At 71.0% G+C, this 20,554-nt stretch carries 5 protein-coding genes (1 of these 5 cut by a window edge); all 5 read right to left on the bottom strand.

Annotation, left to right across the window (positions count from 1 at the left end; translation table 11 throughout):
• Positions 1 to 72: 72 nt before the first annotated feature.
• Positions 73 to 915, bottom strand: a complete 843-nt coding sequence (locus NMK44_RS22060) for a mycofactocin-coupled SDR family oxidoreductase (protein WP_254745718.1) — start codon at positions 913 to 915, stop codon at positions 73 to 75.
• A 109-nt stretch (positions 916 to 1,024) separates the two neighbouring features.
• Positions 1,025 to 1,447: an allene oxide cyclase barrel-like domain-containing protein gene (locus NMK44_RS22055; protein ID WP_254745716.1), complete on the bottom strand. Its 423-nt coding sequence runs from the start codon at positions 1,445 to 1,447 to the stop codon at positions 1,025 to 1,027.
• Positions 1,448 to 1,475: 28 nt separating this feature from the next.
• Positions 1,476 to 1,835, bottom strand: coding sequence for a nuclear transport factor 2 family protein (locus NMK44_RS22050; protein WP_254745715.1), 360 nt, complete (start codon positions 1,833 to 1,835; stop codon positions 1,476 to 1,478).
• A 37-nt stretch (positions 1,836 to 1,872) separates the two neighbouring features.
• Positions 1,873 to 3,066 carry a cytochrome P450 family protein gene (locus NMK44_RS22045; protein ID WP_254745713.1) on the bottom strand — a complete coding sequence of 398 codons (1,194 nt, stop codon included), beginning with the start codon at positions 3,064 to 3,066 and terminating at the stop codon, positions 1,873 to 1,875.
• Positions 3,067 to 3,128: 62 nt separating this feature from the next.
• On the bottom strand, positions 3,129 to 20,554 hold the 3' portion of the coding sequence (locus NMK44_RS22040) for a type I polyketide synthase (protein WP_374215316.1). The gene runs 952 nt beyond the window's last position; only the last 17,426 of its 18,378 coding nucleotides appear in the window; its start codon lies beyond the right edge, outside the window — the gene reads right to left on this strand; the stop codon is at positions 3,129 to 3,131.

Genomic DNA, 20,554 nt, shown 5'->3' with positions numbered 1-20,554 from the left:
CGCGCGCCTGAGACGCTGACAGATTTCGGTTGACCAATGAGCTAAGTCTTATTTGTGGATCGGCACCAGCTCCTATCGCAATTTATTGGGAAGCATCATTCCGGCGTCCACGGGAAGAGTGATTCCAGTGATGTGACGTGCCTCTTCCGACGCCAGATAGACCACGGCGTCGCTGACCCCCTGCGAGTCCAGCCAGCCGGTGGGCAACGCGCTCATGTCCTTCATCACTTCGTTTGCGTCCTCCGGTGTCGGATCGGAGACTTCGGGCAGGAAGATTTTTCGCATCGGAGCGTTGTTGACCATCGGCGTGTCGACATTTCCGGGATTGACCGAATTCACGCGTATGTTGTGTGGTGCCAGCTCTGCTGCCAAGGCACGCATCAACCCGACCACGCCGTGCTTGGATGCGGTGTAGTGCGACATGGTCGGCACGCCGATCAACCCCGCTGTCGAGCTGATGAAGACCAGCGATCCGCCTTCATTCCGCTCGATCATATGCGGAATCACCGCTTTGACGGTTTTCCACGACCCTGTCAGATTGACGTCGATAATTTCCTGCCAGGCTTCATCGGTGAGTTCCCATGAGAACCCGAAGCTGGACATTCCAGCATTTGCGCACACGACGTCGATATGACCGAACTCAGCTATCGCCTCGTCGACGACAGCCTGCAGTTCATTGAAGTTGCGCGTATCCGCCCGGCGCGCAAGGATCCGCCGGCCGAGCTGTTCGACCAGTTGCGTCGTCGAGGCAAGATCTTGACCGTTCGCTCCTGGATACGGCGCGGTTTCGAGGTCTGTGCACAGGTCGACAGCGACGATGTCTGCCCCTTCTTGGGCAAGTCGCACCGCATGCGAACGTCCCATTCCACGCGCAGCGCCAGTAACCAATGCGACTTTCCCGGCAACCCGGCCCATTTCTCAACCTCCACGTCAGAAGACAGGGGTGTCAATTTCGCGGTGAAAGAAACACCCCTGAATATTGAACCTTGAGTACTCTCACCTCATCGCGGCACCGCGGGATCGTTCACTCAGCGGAGGCGAACATGATCAGTTTCACGTCGGCTCCCTCCACCTTGCCCAGATCGTAAGGGCGCCAGGCCATGAAACCTGTTTGGCCGAGGTACCGGCCACTGGTACCCACGCTCGGGTAGTAGGCCCAGTCCCCCGACAGAAGTGAGCCGAGATCGATCCAACCGGCAACCCGGATCGTTCCGGACCCGTCCTCGAAGACGACTTCGTTGGTCAGATAGGCCATGAACTGCTTGTCGGATTCCCGCTGATAGTGAATCTTGTAGCCACCTGAGGTGGTGGCCACTTTTTCACCGGACTTGGTGAACAGGGCGTGCTCGTAGGTACCACCCTGGCCAACCTGGATGTTCTGGAAGTCCTCGATGTCAGTGGTGGCACTGATCGTTGTCTCGACCAGTTCCTCATAGCTGTTGATCATGGTTTCGACCCCTTCTTGATTGCGTTCTTCAGGCCTTGCGGTAGACGTCTTTGAGCGCGATCTTCCCGTCGCTCAGGATGAAGAGGTCAACACCACGATTGACCACCTTTCCGTCATCGGTCTCCACGGTCCACCGAACCAGCCCCATGTTCTCGCCGAACATGATCGGCGATTCGAACTTCCCGTCGACCCCAGAGGCGATCATCTTTTCGCGCATCGCGTTCATACTGGTGATCAGATCGCCGATCTGATCCTTGGTGTGGACCGTCCCGAGTCCGTCTCCGTCGGGCGTGATCCACTCGCCGTCATCGGCAAAACATTCGACGGCGGTCTCGATGTCGCCGGCACCCGAGCTCCTGAAGAATCGGTCGATCACTTCTGCTGACATGGGTCCGCTCCGTTTTCGTCGTTGACGGGTGTTCACATCATGTGTGCAGCCTGACCGGTAGCCGCTCCAGACCACGGAACTGCAAGGTGTAGCGCCAGGTGAGTCGTTCCAGTGGCTCGGCCGCCTCCCACTGCGGGAACCTGTCCAACAGCCGGGCCAGCACGATTTCGCCCTCCAGTCGTGCCAGCGGCGCGCCGACACAATGATGGATACCGTGACCGAAGGCCAGATGCGTAGCAGCGTTACGGCGAATGTCCAGCCGGTCCGGATCCGCGAACCGATCCGGGTCTCGATTCGCCGAGGACAGCGCCAGGAACACCACTTCGCCGGCGGGGATAACAGTATCGCCGACCTCCACCGGTTCGGTGGTGTAGCGCAAAGTGGAGAGGTTCAACGGGCTTTCATAACGCAGGAATTCCTCCACTGCGTTCGGTATGAGCGTGGCATCCCCGCGCAATTGCTCCAACTGTTCGGGATGCTTCAGCAGAGCGTACACCGAGCTGCTGATCAAGTTCGCGGTGGTCTCGTAACCCGCGTTCATCATCAGGAAGATGGTGGAAAGCAGCTCGGATTCTTCGAACCGCTCCTCGTTTTCCGGATCGATCATCGCGTTGATCAGGTCGTCTGCGCCGTCATGGCTGCTCGCTTTCTGGGCAACCAGAGTCCGGAAGTAGTCGAGCGACGCCATGTAGGCCTGATACTTCTCCGACGGCTCCGATTCGACGCTGGTCAGCGCGCGGTTCCACCGACGAAGATCGTGGTGGGCGGTGCGAGGTACGCCGAGCAACTCGCCGATCACCGCAATGGGGATGGCCATCGCCACCGACTCCACCAGGTCGATCTCGGCTCCCGCCGGGATCGAATCAAGCAGCTCGTCGGTGAGTTCCTCGATGCGCGGCCGCAGATTCAGTGTCCGGCGCATCGTGAAAACCTTACTGAACATCCTCCGCAGTCGCGAGTGTTGTGGCGGATCGCTGAACAGCATGCTGTCCGACGTGATCGACGCGGCCGAGACCTCCTCCGTACTGTGCTTGGCGATGATCGGTGCGGCACCCCCGGCCGCTTTCGAGAGTCTGGGATCGGCCAGCAGTCGGCGTACATCGCTGTATTCGGTGACCAGCCATGAACGCAGACCTGTGCTCAATGTCTTGATGATGAGCCGCCGAGGACCCGTCCCGGCGCGCATCTCCTGGTAAGTCAGGTAAGGGTCCTGGATGAAGTCCCAGTTCAACAGATCGGCCTCGTGCTCACGTGGCGAATCGAGGGAATCAACTGGTCCGGAATGGTCTCGGTTCACTGGCTGGGGCCGCCCAATTCTCGATTGATGAAGTCGAACAGTTCGTTGTCGTCGGCGTTCGCGATGAGCTGGCTCTGCTCGGAAGGGGCGCCTTGGTCGGTGAGCGCGGCGGCCATCTTCTGGACCCGCCGCAGCACCTGGTTCCTGGCCGCCGCGTCGATGCCGTCGTCTGCCGTCACTGCCGAGAGCACCTTCTCCAGCCGGTCGAGCTCGGCCAGCGCGGACTCGGCCTGGTCGGCGTCCGCGCCGAACATCGCCGTCCGCAGATGGTCACGGAGCGCCAGCAGGGTCGGGTGGTCATAGGTGAGGGTCACCGGCAGCGTCAGCCCGGTCGCCGCGACGAGCCGGTTGCGCAGCTCGACCGCGGCGAGGGAGTCGAAACCCAATTCGACGAACGCCTTGGTCGGCGACAGGGTCTCGGTCGAGCTGTGACCGAGCGCCTCGGCCACCTGCGTCTGCACCAACTCCAGGAGTGCGGCGTCACGTTCGTCGCCGTCCAGAGCGTCCAGCCGCGCCCAGGACCGGGACCCGCCGTTCGGCGCGGCGAGCCGATCCCCCGTGGCGGCCACCGGGAACGCCGCCCGGTACTCGGGCAGGTCACTGATGACCGTGCACTTGACGGTGCCTGCGGTCGCCTTGATGAACCGGGTCCAGTCCACGTGCGTCATGGCGATGTAGGTCTCGTCGTGGTCCAGTGCTCGCCGCAGTCCGGCCAGCGACTGGCCGGGATCCATCGGGTGCAGACCCCGACGGCTCGCCCGGTCGGTCGCGCCGGTGTCGTCGGCCATGCCTCCGCCGGCCAGCAGGCCCCAGCCGATCGTCGTGGCCGGCAGACCGCGCGCCCGCCGGTGGTGGGCCAGGGCGTTGAGGAAGGCGTTCCCTGCCGCGTAGTGCGACTGGCCGGGTGAGCCGATGAGGCCGGCGGCCGAGGAGAACAGCACGAAGGCCGAGAGGTCCAGGTCCTGGGTCAGCTCGTGGAGGTTCCACGCTCCCTCCACCTTGGGCCGTAGCACGTTGTTCAGCCTGTCGAGAGTCAGCTCGGTGATGACGCCGTCGTTGGCCACCCCCGCGCTGTGGAACACGGCGGTCAACGGCAGGTCGTGGGGAAGGTTCGCGAGCAGGGCCTTGACCTCGCCCCGGTCGGCGACGTCGCAGGCGGCGATGGTCACCGAGGAGCCCAGGGCGGTGAGGTCGGCTTCGAGCTCGATGGCGCCCGGCGCTTCACGCCCCCGGCGGGACGTGAGCACGAGGTGAGGCGCGCCCTGCTCGGCCAGCCAGCGCGCGGTGCGGGCGCCCAGGCCGGTGAGGCCGCCGGTGACCAACACGCTGCCCGACGGTCGCCAGGTACGGCGCGGCGGCTCATCCGGGTCGGCGCGGACCAGCCGGCCGCCCAGAACGGCGCCGTCCCGCAGCGCTGCCTGCTCCCCGGTGCCGCCGTCACCCAGCAGGCGGATCAGCCCGGCCGCCGAGGCGTCGTCGGGGGTGACCGGCAGGTCGACCAGACCGCCCCAGCGGTCGGGGCGTTCCAGTGCGAGGGTCCGTCCGAAGCCCCACAGCAGGGCTTGGTCGGGATGGTCGAGGTCGTCGCCGGGGACGACGTTCACCGCACCCTGGGTGAGACACCACAGGGGTGCGTCGATCTCGCGGTCGTCCAACGCCTGGACCAGGCTCACCGTGGCGGCCAGACCGACCGGCACGCCCGGGTGTCCCGGGACGCGGGACTGCTCCACCGCCAGCAACGAGACCACCCCGGCGAGCGGCGGCTCGCCGAGCCGGGTCGCCAGCGCGGCCCGATCCAGCTCGTGCTCGCCGACCTCCAGGCCACGGACCTCGGCCCCGGCGGCGGTCATCGCCGCTTCGATCGGCGCGACCCAGGCATCGTCGCGGTGGCCGGCGGGCACCACCAGCAGCCAGGTGCCGGTGAGCGTGGCCTCGGGCCGGGTCGGCACGGGCCGCCAGCTCAACCGGTACCGCCAGCCGTCCACCACCGTCTTCTCACGCCGCCCGAGGCGCCACCGGGTCAGTGCGGGCAGCACGGCGCCGAGTCCGTCCCGTTCCTCGGTGTCCAGCTCGGCGCTCAGCGCGTCGAGGTCGCCCTGTTCCACCCATCCCCAGAACCGGCTGTCCACGGCGTCCGGGCCGGCTGTTGTCATGGCCGGTGTCTCCGGCGTGTCCGGCCAGTAGCGCGTGTGCTGGAACGCGTACGTCGGCAGCGGGGTCCGGCCCGCGCCGGCCGCGGGGAACAGAGCCGGCCAGTCGACCTCGGCCCCGGTGGCGAACAGGGTGCTCAGTCCGGCGAGCACGGATTCGGTCTCGGGACGGCCTCGCCGGAGGGTGGGCACGGCGACGACATCCCCCTCTGTCACGCATGCGCGGACCAGACCGGTCAGGGTCGCGTCCGGCCCCAGCTCCAGGAAGCGGGTCGCCCCGCCGGCCCGGAGTTCGGAGACCATGTCGGCGAACCGCACCGCGTTCCGGACGTGCTGGACCCAGTACTCGGGGGTGGCCACCTCGCTGTTGGCCATCGGGATCCGCGGTGGCTGGAACTCCAGACCGTCGAGCGCGGCCCGGAATTCCGCGAGCATGGGGTCCATGAGCGGGGAGTGGAACGCGTGGCTGACGGCCAGTTGCTTCGTGCGGTGTCCGGCGTCGCGGAGGCGTTGTCCGATCTCGCCGACGGCGAGTTCGGCGCCGGAGATGACCACCGACTCCGGGGTGTTGACCGCGGCGATCGATACCCCGGTGCCCTGCTCGGCCACCAGCGGCGCCACCACGTCCTCACCGGCGTTGACGGACATCATGATCCCGCCCGGTGCGAGCCCCTGCATGAGCCGGGCCCGCGCGGTGACCAACGCGCAGGCATCGGCCAGCGACAGCACGCCCGACACATGGGCGGCGCTGATCTCGCCGACGGAATGGCCGGTGACGAAGGCGGGCCGGATGCCCCAGGACTCGAACAGCCGGAAGAGGGCCACTTCGATCGCGAACAGCGCGGGCTGGGCGAACTCGGTGGTGTTCAGCCGGTCCTCGTCCTCATCGAAGATCATATCCCGCAGCGACGGGTCCAGAGCCGCGCACACCTCGTCGAACGCCGCCGCGAAAACCGGGAAATCGCGGTGGAGTTCCCGGCCCATCCCACCTCGTTGTGACCCCTGGCCGGTGAAGACGACGGCCAGACCACCGCTGCCGGCCACACCGGTGGCCTCCGCGCCAGGTGCGGCGGTGCCGTCGGCGAACGCCGCGAGTCGGTCGCGCAGTTGCTCGCGGTCGGCAGCGAGCACCACCGCCCTGTGATCGTGCATCGCACGGTCGGTCACCAGCGACCGCGCGATGTCGGCCGGCGTCAGTTCGGGCCGGTCGGTCAGGTGGGCGTGGAGGCGCGCCGCCTGGGCCTGCAGGGCTGCCGGCCCCCTGGCCGACAACACCACCGGCTGCATCCGCCTGCTCGCGAAGCCCTCGTCCGGGGCCGGCGCCGTCGGCGGCGTACCGACATCCTCGGGCGGTTGTTCCAGGATGATGTGCGCGTTGGTTCCACTGAGGCTGAACGCGGACACGCCCGCCCGCCGCGGATGGCCCTGTTCGGGCCAGTCACGGGCCCGGTCCAGCAGTGCCACCCCACCGGAGGACCAATCGACCTCCGAGGACGGGGTCTCGGCGTGGAGCGTCCGGGGCAACAGACCGTGCCGCATCGCCATGATCATCTTGATGGTGCCGGCGGCGCCGGCGGCGGCCTGCGAATGCCCGATGTTCGATTTGATCGAACCCAGCCACAGCGGGGTGTCGGACTCACGTTCGCGTCCGTAGGTGGCCAACAGGGCCTGCGCCTCGATGGGGTCGCCGAGCCGGGTCCCGGTGCCGTGTCCCTCCACCGCGTCGACCTCGCTCGCCGACAGGCCGGCATTGGCCAGCGCGGCACGGATGACCCGTTGCTGCGACGGGCCGTTGGGGGCGGTGAGGCCGTTCGAGGCACCGTCCTGGTTGACCGCCGAGCCGGCCAGGACGGCCAGCACGCGATGGTGGTTACGGCGGGCCTCGGAGAGTCGCTCCAGCACGAGCAGGCCCACGCCCTCGGCCCAGCCAGTGCCGTCCGCTCCGGCACCGAAGGCCCGGCACCGGCCGTCCGGGGACAAGCCCCGCTGCCGCGCCATCTCCACGAACATGGCGGGGGTGGCCATCGTGGCGACCCCGCCGGCCAGCGCCAGCGAGCACTCGCCGGAGCGCAGCGCCTGGGCTGCCAGGTGCATGGCCACGAGCGAGGACGAACACGCCGTGTCGATGGAGACGGACGGCCCCTCGAATCCGAACTCGTAGGACAACCTCCCGGAGATGATGCTGGCCGCGTTGCCGGTCAGCACCCGGCCGCCGAAATCACCGGAGTCGCGGGCCAGCAGTGCGGGGTAGTCGCTCCCGTTCGCACCCACGAACACCCCGACCGGGCCGCCGCGCAGGACGGAGGGGACGATGCCGGCGTTCTCGAACGACTCCCAGGCCGTCTCCAGCAACAACCGCTGCTGTGGGTCGATGGCGATGGCCTCGCGCGGCGAGATGCCGAAGAAGTCGGAGTCGAACTCGGCCAGGTGGTCGAGGAACCCGCCCCCCTGGGAGTACGTCGTGCCGACCTGGTCGGGATCCGGGTCGTAGAGGCCGGCCAGATCCCAGCCGCGGTCGACCGGGAAGCCGGTGATCCCGTCGCGGCCCTCGGCCACCAGCCTCCACAGTTCGTCCGGCGAGTTCGCCTCGCCCGGGTACCGGCAGGCCATGCCGACGATCACGATCGGGTCGTCACCGATCGCGGTGACAGGCCCGGCGGGAGTGACGCCGACGGTGTCGGCCTCGTCGCCCACCAGCTCGGACCTGACGAATGCGGCCAGCGCCTCAGGGGTGGGGTGGTCGAACACCAGCGTCGCCGGCAGCCGCAGCCCGGTGGCCGTGTTGAGCCGGTTGCGCAGTTCGACCGCGGTGAGCGAGTCGAACCCGACGTCGTGGAAGGCGCGGGTCATGTCGACCGAGGCGCCGCTCGGGTGGCCGAGCACGGCGGCGACCTGCTCACGCACCAGTTCGCCGATGGCCTTCACCTGGTCGGCCACGGAGGCACCGGCCAGTCGCACCGCTTCCCGTGCCGCCACCGACGATGCTGCCGCGCGCCGGGCCGGACGCCGCACCAGGCCACGCAGCACGGCGGGCACCGTGCCGGCCGACCGCACAGCGGCCAGGTCGAGGCGAGCGGCCATCACGTTCGGGCGGGCCAGATCGGCCGCTTTGCCCAGCAACTCCAGGCCCTGGGCGGTCGCCATCGGCAGCATCCCGCCCCGCCCCAGGCGAGCCACGTCGGTCTCGTTGAGATTCTCGGTCATACCGCTGCTCTCGCCCCACCAGCCCCAGCTGATCGCTACCGCGGGGAGACCCTGTCGGTGTCGTTCGACGGCCAGCGCGTCGAGGAAGGCGTTGGCGGCGGCGTAGTTGGCCTGGCCCGGCCCTCCGAAGACCGTGGCGGAGGAGGAGAACAGCACGAACGCGGAGAGGTCCAGCTCCCGGGTCAGTTCGTGCAGGTGCCAGGCGCCGTCGACCTTGGGGGCCAGCACCGCGTCGACCCGGTCGGTGGTGAGGGAGTCGAACACGCCGTCGTCCAGCACTCCGGCGCAGTGCAGCACCGCGGTGAGCGGGAACTCGGGCTCCACCGAGCGCACCAGGGCCGCGACCTGCTCGCCGTCGGCGACATCGCAGGCGACGACGCGCACCGCGGCGCCGAGCTCCGCCAGCTCGGCGGCAAGCCGGACGGTCCGGGGCGAGTTGTCGCCCTGTCGGGAGGTCAGCACCACATGTCGCACATGGTGGTCGGTGACGAGGTATCGAGCCACGTGCCCTGCGAGCGCACCCGAGGCACCGGTGATCAGTACGGTTCCGGCCGACCACGAGGTGGCTTGCACGGGGTCGGTGGCTGTCAGGCGGGCCAGCCGCGGGGCCCGGAGCACGCCACCGCGCACCGAGACCTCCGGCTCACCCGATTCCACGGCCGCGTGCAGCGCCGCGGCGGTGGTCGCGTCGGCGCCACCCTCGACGAGGACGATGCGGTCGGGGTTCTCCGACTGTGCCGAGCGCAGCAGGCCCCGCACGGCCGCGCCGGTCAGGCTGTCGGTCGTCACGACCACCAGCCGCGAGTACTCCCAGACGGGATCGGCCAGCCACGTCTGCACCGAGCGCAGCACGCTGTTCACCGCCGCGTGGACGTCGGCGGGGACGGCGAGCCCCTCCCCCGGTACCGACACCGCCACGAGGGCCGGAACCTCGGCTGCCGCGTCCCGCCCGGACATCAGCTCCGCGAGCTCGATCGGGCCATCCAGCACGGTGGCCTCGGAGCGGGGCGCGATGTCGTCGACCCGGCCGCACTCGACCCAATTGATCTCGAACAGCGAGTCGTCGCGGAAGGCGGCGGCGCGGAGCTGCTCGGCGGAGACCGAGCGTGAGGACAGCGCCGCCACACTGAAGACGGGAGCGCCGGTGTCGTCGAAGGCGTCCAGGGCGACCGTGTCGGTGGCCACCGGTCGGACCCGGATGCGCAGCGCGGTGGCGCCCGAGGCGAACAGCCGCGCTCCGGCCCAGGAGAACGGCACCAGACCCTGGGGGGTGTCGGAGGTGAGGGCCCGGAGCACGCCGCCGTGCAGACCGGCATCCAGCAACGCCGGGTGGACGCCGAAGCGCTCGGCGTCGGTCCCGCTCGGCGGCAACGCCACCTCGGTGTAGAGCTCCGCACCGCGCCGCCAGCAGGCCACCAGCCCCTGGAACGTCGGCCCGTAGTCGTGGCCCGCCTCGGTGAACAGGTCGTACGCGGCGTCGACGTCGACGACGTCGGCTCCCCGCGGCGGCCATTCGGTGAGCGGATCGGGTTCCGGCAGGCTCCCCGTGCCGGACACCGTTCCGGTGGCGTGCCGTGTCCAGGGGGTGTCGTCGGCGTCGCCGTCGGGGCGGGCGGAGATCGTGATCTTCCGACGGCCCTCCTCGTCGGCCGCTTCCACCAGAATCTGCAGCGCGGCCGAGCCCGCCGCAGCGATCAGCAGGGGCGCCTCGATCGTCAGCTCGTCGAGCACGCTGCAGCCGACCTGCTCGGCCGCCCGCAGCGCCACGTCCACGAAGGCGGTGCCGGGGAGCAGGGCCTGCTCGAACAGCACATGCTCCCCCAGCCAGGGCTGGGTCTGCGGCGCCAGCCGGCCGGTCAGCAGCACGGCCTCGCCGCCGGCGAACTCCACGCCGGCCAACAGCAGTGGATGGTCGAGCGGGTCGAGGCCCACCGCGGCGAGATCGGCCGGCGGCTCGGGGATGTCGAGCCAGTACCGCTGGTGCTGGAACGCGTACGTGGGAAGCGGGGTGTGCCGGGCTCCGGTGCCGTCGAACAGGGCCCGCCAGTCGACCTCCACTCCGGCGGCGAACAACGTGCCGAGTGCGGTGAGCACCGTGCCGGCTTCGTCGCGGTGCCGGCGCAGGCTGGGGACGGCGACGACGTCCGGCTCGACGAGACACTCGCGGATCGCGCCGGTCAACGGCGCGTCGGGGCCGATCTCGAGGAACCGGGTGACGCCGGCGCCGTGCAGTGCGGACACCGTGTCGGCGAACCGCACCGTGTCTCGCACATGCCGCACCCAGTACTCCGGGTCCGTCACCTCCTCGCCGCCCACCATCGGAATGCGGGGCGGCTGGAATGCCAGGCCATGGACCAGGGCGCGGAACTCGTCGAGCATCGGGTCCATGAGCGGCGAATGGAACGCATGGCTGACGACGAGCTGTTTCGTGCGGTATCCGTCCTCGGTCAGGCGCCGCACGATCTCGGTGACGGCCGGGTCGAGCCCCGAGAGCACCACCGAACCAGGGGTGTTGACCGCCGCGATCGACACCGATTCGGCGTACTTTGCGACCAGCGGGGCGACCACCTGCTCGCCGGCGGTCACCGAGACCATCACACCGCCCGGGTCGAGCCGCGCCATCAGCCGGCCACGCTCCGACACCAGCCGGCACGCATCCGGCAGCGACAGCACCCCGGCGACGTGCGCGGCCGCGATCTCGCCCACCGAATGACCGGTGAGGAAGTCCGGCCGGACACCCCAGGACTCGAACAGCCGGAACAGCGCGACCTCGACCGCGAAGAGCGCCGGTTGGGCGATCTCCGTGGCGTCGAGCCGATGCTCCCCGTCGCCGAGGATGGCCGCCCGGACGGCAGGATCGAGCTGATCGCACGCCTGGTCCAACGCGGCCGCGAAGACCGGGAACTGCCGGTGCAGTTCCGAGCCCATACCGGGGTGCTGCGCGCCCTGACCGGTGAACACCATCGCCAGCGGGCCCCGTCGGGCCATATCGGCGACGACCCCGGCTCCGTCGCCCCCGTGCGCGTACTCCGCCAACCGCTCCAGGGCCTGCGCGCGGTCGGAGGCGAGCAGCACCGCCCGGTGGTCGTGGCCGGCCCGGTCGGCCACCAGGGAGTAGGCGACGTCCGCCAACGCCACGTCGGACCGGTCGCGCAGGGAGGAGCACAGTCGATCCGCCTGACCCCGCAGGGCCGCGGGCCCGCGAGCCGTCAGCACGAGCGGCCACACCGGCAGGGTCGCCGCGGGAGGCGGGGCCGGGGCGGTGAACTCGGCCGGGGGCTGTTCCAGGATGACGTGTGCGTTGGTCCCGCTGACGCCGAAGGAGGACACCCCCACCCGGCGGGGCCGGCCACGATCCGGCCACTCCCGAGCCCGGTCGAGCAGCGCGATCGCGCCCGACGACCAGTCGACCTGCGGCGACGGGGTCTCCGCGAACAGGGTCCTGGGCATGATCCCGTGCCGCATCGCCATGATCATCTTGATGGTGCCGGCCATACCCGCCGCCGCCTGCGTATGACCGATGTTCGACTTGACCGACCCCAGCCAGAGCGGCGCGTCCTCGGTGTGCTCGCTGCCGTAGGTGGCCAGCAATGCCTGGGCCTCGATCGGATCGCCCAGCCGGGTCCCCGTGCCGTGTCCCTCGACGACGTCCACGTCGGAGGCGGACAGCCCGGCGCTCGCCAGGGCCTGACGGATCACCCGTTGCTGGGACGGACCGTTGGGGGCGGTCAGCCCGTTCGACGCGCCGTCCTGGTTCAGCGCCGAGCCGGCCAGCAGCGCCAGCACCTGGTGTCCGTTGCGCCGCGCGTCGGACAGCCGCTCCAGTACCACCAGGCCCGCGCCTTCGGACCAGCCGGTGCCGTCCGCGTCCGCGCCGTACGCCCGGCACCGGCCGTCCGCGGCGTTCGCGCGCAGCCGGCTGTACTCCACGAACAGGTCAGGCGTCGCCATCACCGTCACGCCGCCGGCCAGCGCCAGCGAGCACTCCCCCGACCGCAGCGCCTGCGCCGCCAAGTGCATGCTGACCAGCGATGACGAGCACGCCGTGTCCACCGTCACAGCGGGGCCCTCGAAGCCGAACTCATAGGCCACCCGGCCCGATGCGATGCTCCCGGCGCTGCCGTTGCCCAGGTAGCCCTCGAGCTCCTCGGGCTTGGTGTGCAGCCGCGAGCCGTAGTCGTGGTACATCAGCCCGACGAACACGCCGGTCGGGCGGCCACGCAGCGAGGTGGGATCGATGCCCGCGTTCTCGAGGGACTCCCAGGCCGTTTCCAGCAACAGCCGCTGCTGCGGGTCGATCGTGATGGCCTCGCGCGGCGAGATGCCGAAGAACTCGGGGTCGAACTGGTCGGCGTCGTGCAGGAAACCACCCTCACGGGTGTAGGTGGTCCCGGGATGATCGGGGTCCGGGTGGTAGAGCTCGGCCAGGTTCCAGCCCCGGTCGGTGGGGAAGGCGCCGATCACGTCCCGGCCCTCGGCGACGACGTCCCAGAGCTCGTCGGGCGAACTCACCCCACCCGGGAAGCGGCAGGCCATGCCCACGATCGCGATCGGGTCGTCTCCGGTCCCGGCCGCGGTCGCGCCGACGGCCGGCCGGGCCGGGGCGGCCGCCTCGCCGCCGATCTCGCCCCGCACGAACTCGATCAGGGCGGCCGGGGAGGGGTAGTCGAAGATCAGTGTGGCCGGCAGCCGCAGCCCGGTGGCCGTGTTGAGCCGGTTGCGCAGCTCCACCGCGGTCAGTGAGTCGAACCCCAGAGCGGTGAAGGGCTGCCGGTCGTCGATGGCGTTGCTCGCGGAGTGCCCGAGCACGGCCGCGGCATGGGTGCGCACCAGCTCGGCGACGACCCGGTCGCGCTCGGCCGGCTCCAGTGCCGCCAGGCCCTCACGAGGTCCGGCCCCACCGGCCAGATGGGGTTCGACGGCCCGCCGCGCCGGACGGCGCACCAGCCCGCGCAGCAGTCCCGGGACCGTGGCCGCGGTGGACAGGCCCGCGAGGTCGAACGGGGCGGCGATGACCCGGCCCTGTCGGCGGGCGGCCGCGTCGAACAGGGTGAGACCGAAGTCGTTGTCCACCGGGCGGATGCCGGTGCGGGCCATCCGGGCCCGGTCCTGGGTTCCGAGGTGGCTGCCCATCCCACTGGCCTCGGCCCACCACCCCCAGGCGATCGACACCGCCGGGAGGCCGAGTGTCCGCCGGTGCTCGGCCAGCTCGTCGCAGAACGCGTTGGCCGCCGCGTAGTTCGCCTGGCCGGCGGCGCCGAACGCCGACGCGGCCGAGGAGAACAGCACGAACGCCGACAACCCGGCGTCCTGGGTGGCCTCGTGCAGGTGCCAGGCACCGTCCACCTTGGGCCGCAGCACCGCATCGACCCGGTCGGGGGTCAGTGAACCCACGGTCGCGTCGTCGAGCACACCCGCGCAGTGCACCACGGCGCTGAGCGGGAACTCCGGCGGCACCGAGCCGACGAGGTCCATGACCTCCTGGCGAACGGCGAGGTCACACGCGACCATCCGCACCGAGGCACCCGCCTCGGTCAGCCGCTCGACCAGCTCATCGGCACCCGGCGCAGCCGGGCCCCGTCGCGACACCAGCACCAGCCGTCGTACCCCGCACTCGGCCACGAGGTGCCCGGCCACCAACCCGGCCAACACACCGGACGCCCCGGTCAGCAGCACGGTCCCGGTGCCCCACACCGAAGACCGCTCGTCCGGCGCCGGCTCGGCGGGCTCCGGGAGCGCCTCGGCGGCGACCCTGTTCAGGCGGGGCAACCACAGCCGTCCGTCGCGGACCGACACCTCCGGCTCACCCGATGCGACCGCGGCGCGGGCGAGCGCCTCCACCGACCGCGCCCCGGCCGGCTCCGGCTCGGCGGACGCCTGCTCGACGAGAACCACCCGCTCCGGGTTCTCCGACTGTGCGGAGCGCACCAGACCACCGACCGCCGCACCCACGAGTCCGCCGTCGGTCACCACGACCAGTCGCGACCGCTCCCACCGGGCATCGGCGAACCAGTCCTGCAGCACCCGCAACGCGCCGTTCACCGCGGTGTGCACCGAGTCGACCGTCGACTCGGGTGCCCTGCGGCCGGGAACACGCAGCACCACCAGCTCGGGCAGCGGCGCGCCACCGTCCACCGCCGAGCCGAGCGCGGCCAAGTCGGGGTGGCACCACGCATCGACCGTGTGCTCGTCCTCCGACGGCGCGGTCTGCGCCGGATCGGACGGCACCAGCCGGCCGATCGGTCCTTCGGCGCTCGCCCCCGAACCGGCCTCGGCCGGTCCGCACTGCACCCAGCCGAGCTCGAACAGCGCGTCGCGGTGTGCGGTGCCGGCGTCGCGCAGTTGCTCGGCGGAAACCTCCCGGGCGACCAGTGAGTCCACCCTCAGTACCGGGCGACCGGTGCTGTCGAACCCGTCCACCGACCACGAGGACGGCCCCGTCGGGGAGAACACGAGCCGCAGTGCCGCGGCGCCCGAGGCGAGCAGCCGCACCCCGGACCACAGGAACGGCGCTCGTACGCCGGGGTTGTCCGGGCCAGCCCCCCGCGCGTCGAGCTGGTCCAGCGCCAGGCTGTGCTGACCGGTGTCCATCAGGGCCGGATGCAGGCCGAAACGCACCGCATCGGCCGCGAGTTCCTCGGGCAGCTCCGCCTCGGCGAAGACCTGGTCACCCAGCCGCCAGGCCCGGCGCAGCCCGGTGAAGGCGGAGCCGTAGTGGTAACCGAGCGCGCCGAGCCGCTCATACGATCCGGCGACGTCCAGTTCGGTTGCCCCGGTCGGCGGCCAGGTCACGTCGGTCGGCCACGGCGCCGGCTCCGGACTGTCGCCGGGCACCGCGCTCCCCCACGCGTGCCGCGTCCACGAGGCACCCACGGCCTCGCCGGGTTCCCCCGACTGGGAGTAGATCTCGACGGTGCGGCGGCCGTCGCCGTCGAGAGCCCCGACGAGCACCTGCACCAGCACGTCGTGCCGGCTCGGCAGGATCAGCGGCGCCTCGATGGTCAGCTCCTCCAGCCGGCCGAGGCCCGCCTCATCGGCTGCGCGGATCGCCAGCTCGAGGAACGCCGTACCGGGCAGCAGCGGTCGATCGAAGAGCGCGTGGTCGACGAGCCACGGGTGAGCGTGCAGCGAGAGCCGGCTGGTGAACAGGAAGCCGGCGTCACCCGCCAGCGTCATTTTCGCCCCGAGCAGAGGGTGATCGACCTGTTCCAGGCCGCCGGCGGCAAGGTCGCCGGGCGCGGACGCCGACGCAGTCGGCCAGTAGCGCTGCCGCTGGAAGGCGTAGGTCGGCAGGTCGACCCGCCGCGCCCCGGTGCCGGCGAAGGCCGCGGACCAGTCCACGGTGAGCCCGGCCCGCCACGCGGCGGCCACCGATCGCAGGAACATCTCCGGGTCGCTCTCGCCGCGGCGGAGGGTCGTCAGCACGGTCGCCTCGACGCCGTGCTCCTCGGCGGTCTCCTCGATCGCGGGAGCCAGCAGCGGGTGCGGGGCCACCTCCAGCAGCACGCGATACCCGTCGGCCAGCAGCACGGCGGCGGTGTCGTGGAACCGCACCGGCTGCACGAGGTTGGTGAACCAGTACCGGCCGTCGAGCTCCTCGCCCTCCACCCGGCGGGCGAACGTCGTGGAGTAGTACGGCACCGAGGCGGTGGCCGGGCGGATGTCGCTCAGGAGCGCGAGGAGCTCGTCCTCGACCACCGCCATGGCCGGGGAGTGCGTCGGGTAGTCCATCGGGATGGGACGCGCGCGGACACCGGCGGCCTCGTACTCGGCCCGCAGCACGGCGATTCGGTCGAGCGGACCGGTCACGACGACCGATCGCGGACCGTTGATCACGCTGATGTGCACATCGGTCAGCCGTGCGACCTGGGCGCGCACCTGCTCGACCGGCAGCCCGACCCAGAGCGTGGCGTACCCGGTCACCTGGCCGGACACGCGCGCCCGCGCGGTCAGGACCCGGGCCGCGTCGGCGAGGGTGAGGATGCCGGCGATATGCGCGGCTGCGACCTCTCCCACGGAGTGCGCGATGATCGCGGAGGGCACCACCCCTCGGGAGATCCACAACCGGGCGAGCGAGACCATGACCGCGAACAGCATCGGCTGGACCTGCTCGGCGTGCTCGAGGTCCACGCCGTCCGCGCCGGCCAGAAGATCGCGCAGGGTGTGGCCGTGCCAATCCACGTACGGCGCGAGCGCCGCCTCGCACTCCGCCATGGACGCGGCGAAGACCGGCGAGGAGTCCCACAGCCGCAGGGCCATCCCGGCGTACTGCCCGCCCTGCCCCGGGAACACGAACACCGGATCGGTGTCGCCGGAGCCGACGGGTCCGGTGACCGGGGTGGTGCCTGCCACCAGGTCATCCAGCCCGGACAGGAGTTCGGTGAGGTCGGCGCCGAGCACCACGGCCCGGTGATCCAGCGAGGAGCGGGTGCCGGCCAGTGAGAACGCCACGTCGGCCAGTTCCGCCGGGCCGGTGGCCCCGAGTGTCAGGAGGTGCTCGCGCAACCGCACCGCCTGACCGCGCAGCGCGGCTTCGCCGCGGCCGCTGAGCAGCAGCGGCAGCATCTGCGGCGCCTGGGACCGATCCGCCGGTTCGGCCTCGGGTTCGGTGTCCGGCGCCTGCTCCACGATGACGTGCGCGTTGGTCCCGCTCGCCCCGAACGACGACACCGCTGCCCGTCGGGGACGCCCGGTCGTCAGCCACGGCCGGGCGTCGCCGAGCAGCCGGACCGTTCCGCTCTCCCAGTCGACGTGCTCCGAGGGCCGGTCCACGTGCAGGGTCCTCGGCAGTACACCGTGCCGGATCGCCATGATCATCTTGATGACGCTGCCGACCCCGGCCGCTGCCTGGGAGTGGCCGATGTTGGACTTGAGCGAGCCCAGCCAGAGGGGCTCGCCCTCCCCTCGGTGCCGGCCGTACACGGCCTGCAGCGCCTTGATCTCGATGGGGTCGCCGAGCACCGTGCCGGTGCCGTGCCCGTCCACCGCGTCCACCTCGTCGGGGCGCACGCCGGCGTTGGCCAGTGCCCGTCGAAGGACCCGCTGCTGGGCAAGGCCGTTGGGCGCAGTGAGGCCGTTGGAGGCACCGTCCTGGTTGATCGCCGAGCCACGGAGCACGGCCAGCACGGGGTGGCCGTTCCGGCGGGCATCGGAGAGCCGCTCCAGCACCAACAGGCCGGCGCCCTCGGCGAATCCGGTCCCATCGGCACCCGCGCCGAACGCCTTGCAACGACCGTCGGCGGACAGCCCTTGCTTGTCAAACTCCTGCAGGTCGACCGGGGTCGCCATGACGGTGGCCCCGCCGGCCAGTGCCAGCGCGCACTCCCCGGAACGCAGCGCCTGCGCGGCCAGGTGCATCGCCACCAGCGAGGACGAGCAGGCCGTGTCGACCGTCAACGCCGGCCCCTCCAGGCCGAACTGGTAGGAGACCCGCCCGGCGAGCACCGCGGCGGATGTCCCGGTGAGCAGGTAACCGTCGGCCAGCTCGGCGCTGCCGCGGAGCAGGTCCGCGTAGTCCTGGTCACTGGTGCCGGCGAACACACCGGTCTGGCTGCCCCGCACCGACTTCGGGTCGATCCCGGACCGCTCCAGTGCTTCCCAGCTCAGTTCCAGCAACAGCCGCTGCTGCGGGTCCATCGAGGCCGCCTCGCGCGGCGAGATCCCGAAGAACCGCGCGTCGAACTGCGCCACGTCGTCGAGGAAGCCACCGCCACGCACATGGGTGGCGCCCTGACGCATCGAATCCGGGTGCAGCAAGGTGTCGAGGTCCCAGCCCCGGTCGGTCGGCAGCCCCGACACCACGTCGCGCCCGCCGTCCACCAGCTCCCACAGCTGCTCCGGCGAGCCGACCCCACCCGGGTAGCGGCAGGCCATGCCGACCACGACGATCGGGTCGTCGGCGGACGCGGCAAGGGGGACGGCCGTGCCGGATTCCTCGTCAGCCGTGTCGGTCACCAGTCCGACCAGGTACGACGCAAGAGCCGCGGGGGTGGGGTAGTCGAAGGCCACGGTGCCGGCCAGCCCGAGATCGAGCGCCGCGTTCAGCCGGTCCCGCAGCTCCACCGCCGCGAGCGAGCTGAAGCCCAGGTCCTGGAAAGTGCTCTCGAGGTCGACATCGGCCGGCGAGTCGAGGCCGAGCACCAGGGCGACCGAGGTCCGCAACAGATCGTTCACGACGCGACGCTGGTCCACGACGGCCAGCACATCCGTGACCTGGGCGTCGGTGCTCGGCTCGGGCGTGGCGGCCGAAGGCGGGTCCGAGGGAGCCGGGGCGACGGAGCCGTCGCGCGGCAGCCAGTGCCGATGCCTCTGGAAGGCGTAGGTCGGCAGGTCGACCCGCCGGCTCCCGTCGGGGAACAGCGCCGCCCAGCTCACCTCGCCGCCGCCGGTGAAGACGCGGGCGACCGCGTCGAGCAGGGCAACGGCCTCGGGCCGGTCACGGCGGGACGCGGCCACCGCCGTCACCCGCCGGTCGGTGGACAGGCATTCCCGGACCATGGCCGAGAGCACCGCGTCCGGTCCCAGCTCCAGGAAGCGGGTGACGCCTCGCTCGTGCAGGGTGGCCACCCCGTCGGCGAACCGCACCTGCTCGCGTGCCTGCCGGACCCAGTACTCGGGCTCGCCGAGCGTGGCCGCATCGGCCAGGGCACCGGTGAGGGTGGACACCACGGGGATGTCGGGCGCGCCGAAGGTGAGTCCGGCGACGACGGCCCGGAAGTCCTCGAGCACCGGGTCCATCAGTGGCGAGTGGAACGCGTGGCTGGTCGTGAGCCGACGGGTCCGGTACCCGGCCGCGGCCAACTGGGCCACGACCTCCGCCACCGGTTCCTCCGCACCGGACACCACGACCGAGTCAGGGCTGTTCACCGCGGCCACGGACACCCCGTCCGCGGCCGCGACCAGCGGGGCCACCACATCCGGGGCGGCGTTCACCGCGACCATGGCACCGCCCTCGGGCAGCGCCTGCATCAACCGGCCGCGCGCCACGACCATGCGACCGGCGTCGGCAAGGGACAGCACACCGGCCACATGCGCGGCACTGATCTCGCCGATCGAGTGACCGGCGACGAACTCGGGCCGGATGCCCCACGACTGGACGAGCCGGAACAGTGCGACCTCGAAGCAGAACAGCGCCGGCTGGGCGAATTCGGTGCGGTCCAGCAGTGGACCGCCCTCCCGCATCAGCTCACGCAGCGATCGGCCCAGCAGCTCGTCGACCACTCCGCAGACCTCGTCCAGCGCCGCGTCGAACACCGGGTACCGCGCCGCCAGTTCTCGCCCCATTCCGGCGCGCTGGGCACCCTGGCCGGTGAAGACCATCGCCAGGCGGCCTTCCTTCGCCCGATCGACGTGCACCGCGGGACTGTCCGTGCCGGCGGCCAGTGCGGACAGACCGGCCAGCAGGGCCGCCCTGTCCTCGGCGACCACCACGGCACGGTCGGCCAGCACGGCGCGGGTGGTGACCAGGCTTCGTCCGATGTCGGCCGGCTCCAGCTCCGGGTGGCGCTCGACGAAGGAGCGCAGCTCCTCGGCCTGACCGCGCAGCGCGGCGGCGCCCCGGCCGGTCACCACGAACGGCCAGGGACCGGTGCGGGCCCGCACCGTCGGCACGGACGCGGCCTCGACCGGGGCATCGGGAGCCTGCTCCAGGATGACGTGCGCGTTGGTCCCGCTGATCCCGAACGACGACACCGCGACACGCCGGGGACGGCCCCGGTCGGGCCACTGCCGCTGGTCGGTGAGCAGCCGGGCCGTCCCCGCCGACCAGTCCACATGGGAGGTCGGCCGCTGGGCGTGCAGCGTCCTGGGCAACTCCCCGTGGCGCATGGCCATGACCATCTTGATCACGCCGCCGATGCCGGCCGCCGCCTGCGCGTGTCCGATGTTCGACTTCAGCGATCCGATCCACAACGGCGTGTCCGCCGTGCGCTCCCGGCCGTAGGTGTCCAGCAGGGCCCGGGCCTCGATCGGGTCGCCCAGCCTGGTGCCGGTGCCGTGCGCCTCGACCGCGTCGATGTCGGTCGAGGCCACCCCGGCGTTGGCCAGCGCGGCCCGGATCACCTGGCGCT

The sequence above is a fragment of the Streptomyces cucumeris genome (assembly GCF_024295805.1).
GTDB classification, from domain to species: domain Bacteria; phylum Actinomycetota; class Actinomycetes; order Streptomycetales; family Streptomycetaceae; genus Streptomyces; species Streptomyces cucumeris.
The sequence above is the reverse complement of the archived record's forward strand: the minus strand, read 5'-3'. Positions and strand labels throughout refer to the sequence as shown.

Bases quoted from the DNA above. Each gene is read 5' to 3' on its own strand.
- NMK44_RS22050 (WP_254745715.1), bottom strand. From the start codon at position 1,835: ATGTCAGCAGAAGTGATCGACCGATTCTTCAGGAGCTCGGGTGCCGGC.
- NMK44_RS22055 (WP_254745716.1), bottom strand. From the start codon at position 1,447: ATGATCAACAGCTATGAGGAACTGGTCGAGACAACGATCAGTGCCACC.
- NMK44_RS22060 (WP_254745718.1), bottom strand. From the start codon at position 915: ATGGGCCGGGTTGCCGGGAAAGTCGCATTGGTTACTGGCGCTGCGCGT.